Here is a 6,757-nt window from a genome sequence, read left to right on the forward strand (position 1 = left end):
AACACCCCCCATCCGGACCCGGGAGCTTCCCCCCGCCCAGGAGAAACCCGGTTCCTTTGGAGCCCTGTTTTTCTTCGTTTGGACCCCCCCAAAAGAAAAAAAACCCGGGCCTCAAAGGTGATCAGCGAGGCGCGCTGAACCGTCCGGCCGACCGCACGCCCCGTCAGTACAGGCTGATCGCCAGGCGCTTGCGGGCCTTGCTCACCCGCGGGTCCGTGGTGCCGGCGACCTCGAAGAGCTCCAGCAGCCGCACCCGGATCTTCTCCTTGCCGTCGGCGTCCGCCTCGGGCAGCAGGTCGAGCAGGCGGGCGAACGCGTCGTCCACCTTGCCGCCCAGCATGTCCATGTCGGCGACGGCGAGCGCCGCGTCGACGTCGGACGGCGCCGCCGCGGCGGCCTGCCGCACGGCGGCGAGGTCGGAGTCGTGGGTGCGCTGCATGAGGTGCACCTGCGCGAGGCCGGCCGTGGCGTCCGAGTCCTTCGGGTCCTGGCGCAGCGCCTTCGCGTAGGCCGCGGCGGCACCCTCCAGGTCGTCACGCTCGATCGCGTCGTACGCCTCCTGGTGCAGCGGCGGCAGCGGCGGCTCCACCTCGGGCTCCGGCTCGTCGGTCGCGGGGACGCCGCCCGGGGCCCGGCCCGTGACGCCGTTCTGCTCGGCGGCGGCCAGCACCTGGTCGAGCACGCCGCGGATCTGCTGCTCGTCGGCCGCGCCCTGGAACAGGGGCAGCGGCTGGCCCTGCAGCACGGCGACGACGGTCGGCACGCCCTGCACCTGGAACGCGGCGGCGACCTGCGGCGAGGCCTGCGCGTCGACGCGGCCCAGCAGGAACCGGCCGCCGTACTCCTGGGCGAGGCGGCCCATCGTGGCGCCCAGCTCGGCGTTCGCCTGGTCCGTCGGGATCCACAGCAGGATCACCACCGGATAGGTGGCCGAGTCGCGGACCAGCTGCTCGAAGTTCGCCTCGCTGACGTCCACGACGAAACCGCCGGCTTCGGGTGCGCCACCGGGTTCTCCGGGCGGCGGCGCCTGGGGACGGTTGAGGGCGGACAGGTCGACGGCGCCGCGCACCGCGAACTCGGGCTGCGCGCTCCGGGCGGGGCCGGGCTGAGGGGAGGTACTGCTCATGGGGGCAATCCTAATGAACCACGCGATCGATACCCGTCGACTCCGCTCTCGGCGATCACCGATCTACTTGTTCGACACCGCGTAGGGCACCCGGTGGAAGCCCAGCAGGCTCACCTGCTCCCCCGAGTCGGCCGGCGGTACGTACAGCGCGACCATGTCGCGGTAGGCGACCTTCATCACCTCGGTACCCTTGGCGCCGCCCCACAGCGCCTTGGCCGACGGCGTGCTCGGCGAGAGCTGCCACCCCTTGTCCGCCGTCAGGGTCTCCTGGCTCAGCAGCGCCGCCAGCACCACGGCGCCGCCGTCGGACGTGCGGACCGCCTTGACCGGGTCCTTCGTCGCCTCGTAGCCGACCTTGAAGGTGCCCTTGGCCTCCTTGTCCGCCTTCTTGATCTCCGCGAGCTGGCCGTCGCCGGTCTTGCGCAGGGTCGCCCGCAGCTCGTCGTCCGCGGCGGCGCCGAAGTTCGCGGCGTACTTCGACTTCTCGCCGGCGTTCAGGACCGACACGTACTGCGTGACGGCGTCCTGCGGCGTCACCTTGAGGCTCGGGTCGTCGGCCGGGACGGCCGGGCTGCCCAGCTCGGCCGCCGCGAACTGCGGCATCGTCACCCCGGGCGCCAGGTAGACGAAGCCCCACATCTTGTACTGGTCGCGGGCTGCGGGCTGCTCGAACGCCGCGAGCAACGGCGTGCCCTTGGCCGGCTGTTCCGTGATGACGAAGCTGCTGCGCGGCCAGCCCTGCTCGGACGGCAGGACGAGCTGCTGGGCCTCCATCGGCATGGCGAGCAGGGCCTTGCCGTCGCCGGCCGCGGCGATCCGCAGCTCGGCCCGGCGCAGCTCGAGCGCGGGGCCGGTCACCCGCTCGGCCAGCGCCTCCGCGCCGTCGGCCCCCTTCGCGCCGTCGACGACCCCCGTCACCTGGTCCAGGATCTTGTGCTCCTGGGTCTCGGTGACGACGGCGGCGACGACCGGGGCGTCGGCGACCGGGACGGGCAGCTCGGCGGTGCATCCCGCGAGCAGGAGCGACGTGATCGCGAGCGCCGGCAGTACGAGCCCGGGACGCGGAAAGGGTGGCCTCCGTGAGTTCACGGGGGCCACCCTAGCCATGGCTGACGCGCTGGTCAGCGAAAGATCAGCCGTTCGAGACCGACCACGGCACGTGCTCGTACCCGACCAGGCTGACCTGGTCCTCGGAGTCCTTCGGCGGCACGTACATCGCCACCATGTCCTTGTAGTTGACCTCGACCACGTTGGTCACGTCGGCGTCGCCCCACAGGGCCTGGGTCGTCTTGGTCGGCGGGCCGATCTCGCAGCCCTCCTCCTTGGCGGTGATGGTCTCCTTGCTGATCATCGCCGCCATCACGAGGGCGCCGCCGTCCGCCGTCCGGACCGACTTGACCGGGTCCTTGGTGGGCTCGTACGCAACCTCGAAGGCTCCCTTGCAGTCTTCCTTGTTGATCGCGTCGACCTGCAGCTTGCCGTAGTCCCGGAAGAACTGGCGCAGGTCGTCGTCGGCGAAGTTGCCGGCGTACTTCGAGTCCTTGTCCACCGTGAGCACCGACGCGTACTGCTCCACGGCGGACTGGGGCGTCATCTTCAGGCTCTCGTCGTTCGCCGGGACCGCGGCGCTGCCGAGGTCGGCCTCCGCGAACTGCGGCATCGTGACGCCCGGCAGCAGGCGGACCCAGCCCCACATCTTGTACTGCTCGCGCGCGCTCGACTGGTTGAAGGCCATGAGCACGGGCGTGGTGAGGTCCTTGGGCTGGACGGTGATGGCAAAGCTGGTGCGCGGCCACTCCTGGTCGGAGGGCAGGATCACCTGCTGCATCTCCATCGCCAGGTCCGTCAGCGGTTCCTTGTCCTTGCGGGCGGCGGCGACCTTGAGCTGGGTCTCGCGGATCGCGAGGGCCGGCCCGGACAGGCGCGCGGCGAGCGAGTCGGCGTCGCTGGACTTGGTCACGCCCTCGACCACGCCGGAGACCTTGTCCAGGATCTTGCGTTCCTGCGACTGCGAGACCACGGCCGCCGCGACGGGCGCCTCCGGCTTGGGGACAGGGAGCTCCTCGGCGCAGCCGGCCAGCAGGCCCGTGGCGAGCACGGTGGCCACCACGGCCATGGAGCGGGTCGTGGTGCGTCTCATCGATTACCTCCGTCGTCGTTCCCCGTGACGCCCCAGGTCTGGCGCCACGCAGCGGCACGGCTGCTCGGGGTCTCCTGCTCGGGTTCGGGCTCGGACTGCGGCTCGGCGGCCGGGACGGCCGGCATGGCGCCGGTCGCCGCCCGGCGCTGCGCCTGCTCGCGCATGCGCATCTCGCGCCGGGTCATCGGCTTGCCCGACGCCGCGGGGTCGGCCTCGGCCGGGGCCGGTGCCGCGGGCCGCCCGGGAGCGGGCTGCGTGTGGTCGGGGACGGCGCCGCCGAACTGCGCGGGCGCGGCCGGTGCGGGAGCCCCGCCGGGTGCGCCAGGAGCCTGGCTGCGCCGGCTGCGCCGCATGCCGCGGATGGAGGCCGCGGGGGCGGCGACCGGCGCGGGAGCCGGCTCGGGCTCCGGTGCCGGGACGATCGGTGCGGCACCACCGAAGGGGGCGGGCGCCCCCCAGGCCTGGGTGCGGTCCTCGTGGGGCTCGGGCGTGCCCGGCTCGGGCCGGCCCGGACGGGGTCCACCCGGTCGCGGCGTGCCCGGTCGCGGCGGGCCCTGCTCGGGGCGCGCGCGGCCAGGACGCTCCGGGGCCGCCGGCGGGAAGACCGCCGTGCCGCCGTCGGGCGCGTCGCCGGGTGCTCCGCCCGGTGCGGGCGCTCCGCCCGGCGCGGGCGGGAATCCGCGGGTCTCCTCCGGGTGCTGCTCGGCCTCGCCGCCGTCCACCCCGAAGACCGCGTCACGACGCGGCAGCTCCGAGGACGACTGGCGCGTGCGGACCGCGGACGTCGACCCGTTCTTGCCGTTGCGCTTCTTGCGCCGGGAGCCGAGGAGCATGAAGACGCCGAGGATCAGGACGAAGCCACCGCCCAGCACACCGGGCCACAGGTACGGCGTGTTGACGGGGCGCGGCCAGGTGAGCTCGAGCGTGGGCGCCACGGCGTCCTTGCCGACGCCCGCGGCCAGCAGCACGACACGGCCGGGCTGCTCGGTCCAGCGCAGCTGGACGGTGGTCTCACCGCTCACCTCGGAGATCCACATGTCGGACCCTGCGGGGTCCGGACCGGTGGTCGGCTTCTCAGCCGGGGTCTCCTCCGCGTCCTCGTCGTCCGAGGGGGCGGGGGTACCCGGCGCGACGCTGAGCGTCTCCCACGAGGACAGGCCGGTCACCGAGTCGTAGGGGTCGCTGCCGACCCAGCCGAGCACGTCGACGTCGGACCCGAGCGCGAGCGTGACCTTCTGTCCCTCGGGGACAGTGGCCCGCACGGTCACCTGGTCGTCGACGAGGCCGAGAACTCCGGGCTCCGTCACGACCATGGTTCCGTCACCGCTGGGGGTCGCGGTCGCGACGACGGTGTCGGAGTCGCGCAGGACGGTTGCCGTCGCGATCCCGAAACCGATCCCGCCAAGGCCGGCCAGGATCAGGAGGATCGCCAAAAAGCGTTGCACCACCGATTCCCTTCGAAGTGAGGGCGCGAGCCCGTCGATCAGGTGGATGTTCCAGCATAGGGACCGATCACAGAGCACTGTCCAATGACGGGTGTGCTTGTGAGGTTCGGCCGGGACTCTCACTCTTCCTTCACCGAGGTGTGCCTGAACCGCCACGGTGGGAGAGGGGTCCCGAACCCGCGGGCAGTATTCCACGCATTGCGTAGATTGCATCCCACTGCGGAGTATCCACATCCGCACAAGGCACGTATCCTGGGCGCCGGACGAGCCGATAAAAGCCGTCCCAGGGGGGAGCCTGACCCGCGCCTCACCAAGTTCCGACACTGGAGGTCTGCACCGTGTCCGACGAGCGCTCGCTCTTCCCGACTGCCATGCGTGGGTACGACCGCGACCAGGTGCACGCGCACCTGGACCGCCTGAACCACGCGCTCGAAGAAGCACGCCGACAGGTCGAGGCCTCCGACGGTCGTGCCATGCAGCTCACGCAGGACCTCAACGATGCCAAGCGCAACCTGCGCGAGACCGAGAAGCCGTCGTACGCCGGCCTCGGTTCCCGCATCGAGCTCCTCCTGCGTTCCGCCGAGGACCAGTCGACGGACATCATCAACCAGGCCAACCAGCAGGCCGCGGACATCATGGCCCGCGCCAAGCTGTCGGGCGGGCAGGTGCGTTCGCGCGCCGAGTCCGAGGTCGCCGAGATGCTCGCCTCCGCCCGCCGCGAGGCCGAGGAGATCCGCACCACGATGGCCGCCGAGGCCGAGGGCCACCTGCTCGCCGCGCAGCGCCGCGCCGAGGAGCTCGTCGGCTCCGCCGAGCGGGAGTCCGCGCAGATCGCCAGCGCGATCAACGCCGAGGAGAGCGAGCGCCGGGCCAGCCTGGAGCGCGAGCTCGGCACCCTGCGCTCGACCGTGGAGCGCGAGACCACGGAGCTGCGCGTCAACACCGAGCGCGACACCGCCAAGCTGCGCGCCCAGGTGAACGCCGAGACCACCGAGCAGCGCGAGACCGCCGAGCGCGACTCGTCCGCGATGCTCGCCAGCGCCCGCGCCGAGTCCGAGCAGATCCTCTCCGAGGCCCGCCGCCAGGCGGCCGAGGCCTCCAACGCCGTCACCACCGAGATGGAGGACCTGCGCGAGCAGGCCCGCGCGGCGCTCGCCCAGGCCGAGCTCGACATCGCCACCCGCAAGGAGGCAGTCGAGAAGGAGCTCGCCGAGCGGCACGAGACGGCCAAGACCGAGACCGCCAAGCTGGTCAGCACGGCCGAGGAGCACGCGGCCGAGGCCGAGAAGCGCGTCGCCGTCGCACTGGAGCAGTCCGAGAAGATCCGCTCCGAGTCCGACGTCTACGTCAAGGACCTCGTGGCCGACGCCCGCAAGTCCGCGGACCGGATCGTGGCCGACGCCCGCGAGTTCGCGGAGCAGACCATCGACGACGCCCGCGCCGAGGCCGAGTCGAGCCGGTCCGCCGCACAGCACCAGCTCGAGGACCTCACGCGTCAGCACGACTCCATCAACTCCTACCTGGAGGAGCTGCGCGGCATGCTCGGGACCCCGGCGGCCCCGAGCGCACCCGCCGCGACGCCCGCCCCGGCGGCCAAGGCCGCGAGCATGGCGGGGGCCACCCCGGCGCAGCAGGCACGCTTCGCGGTCGTCGGCGACGGCACCGAGGCCGAGCCCGAGGTGCCCGACGCGGACGGGTCGATGCCGGCCTCGATCCCGCCGAGCAACCCGACGCCCGTGCCCGTCGGCACCGCGACCGTCGTCATCCCGTCGGTCAAGGGCACCAAGGCCAGCACGAAGGCCGGCCAGGCCGCCTCCGACTCGGCGTCCTCCCCCGCGGAGAGCGACGACGCCGAGGCACCCGTCTCCGAGAAGGCCGGCGCGTCGAGCTGACCTGCTCCCCCGGCTGGGCCGGGACAGAACGAGGGGCGGGGGCCCCCCACCCGGTGGGTCCGCCCCCCCTTCCTGTTCGGGGGGGGGGTTCGGTTCTGGGTGTCGTTTTTTTTCTCGGTGGTTCACAACATTTCTTGTGTTACGGAATACGAGT

Annotated in this window: 5 protein-coding genes; 1 reads left to right on the forward strand and 4 read right to left on the reverse strand. The window is 72.4% G+C overall.

Annotated features, from left to right (window positions below; genetic code table 11):
* Positions 1-163: 163 nt before the first annotated feature.
* The 4 genes from ACFV9Q_RS11715 to ACFV9Q_RS11730 all read right to left on the reverse strand — a co-directional run bounded on the left by ACFV9Q_RS11715 (position 164) and on the right by ACFV9Q_RS11730 (position 4,711).
* Complete coding sequence (locus ACFV9Q_RS11715; RefSeq protein WP_377234566.1) at positions 164-1,126, reverse strand: co-chaperone YbbN; 963 nt, start codon at positions 1,124-1,126, stop codon at positions 164-166.
* Positions 1,127-1,189: 63 nt separating this feature from the next.
* A complete protein-coding gene (locus tag ACFV9Q_RS11720) occupies positions 1,190-2,215 on the reverse strand; it encodes a hypothetical protein (RefSeq protein WP_377234567.1) in 1,026 nt (341 codons plus the stop codon).
* 43 nt (positions 2,216-2,258) lie between these two features.
* On the reverse strand, positions 2,259-3,266 hold the full coding sequence (locus tag ACFV9Q_RS11725; RefSeq protein WP_377232051.1) for a hypothetical protein: 1,008 nt from the start codon (positions 3,264-3,266) through the stop codon (positions 2,259-2,261).
* Positions 3,263-4,711 carry a hypothetical protein gene (locus ACFV9Q_RS11730; RefSeq protein ID WP_377234568.1) on the reverse strand — a complete coding sequence of 483 codons (1,449 nt, stop codon included), beginning with the start codon at positions 4,709-4,711 and terminating at the stop codon, positions 3,263-3,265. Before ACFV9Q_RS11730 ends, ACFV9Q_RS11725 begins: the two co-directional genes overlap by 4 nt.
* A gap of 338 nt (positions 4,712-5,049) precedes the next feature.
* Between ACFV9Q_RS11730 and ACFV9Q_RS11735 the strand changes: the two genes are divergently transcribed.
* The gene (locus ACFV9Q_RS11735; protein ID WP_377234569.1) at positions 5,050-6,603 is read left to right on the forward strand and encodes a DivIVA domain-containing protein; all 1,554 of its coding nucleotides are present in this window, start codon (positions 5,050-5,052) and stop codon (positions 6,601-6,603) included.
* The last annotated feature ends 154 nt before the right edge of the window (positions 6,604-6,757 follow it).

The sequence above is a fragment of the Promicromonospora sp. NPDC059942 genome (assembly GCF_042731755.1).
Taxonomy (GTDB): Bacteria; Actinomycetota; Actinomycetes; order Actinomycetales; family Cellulomonadaceae; genus Promicromonospora.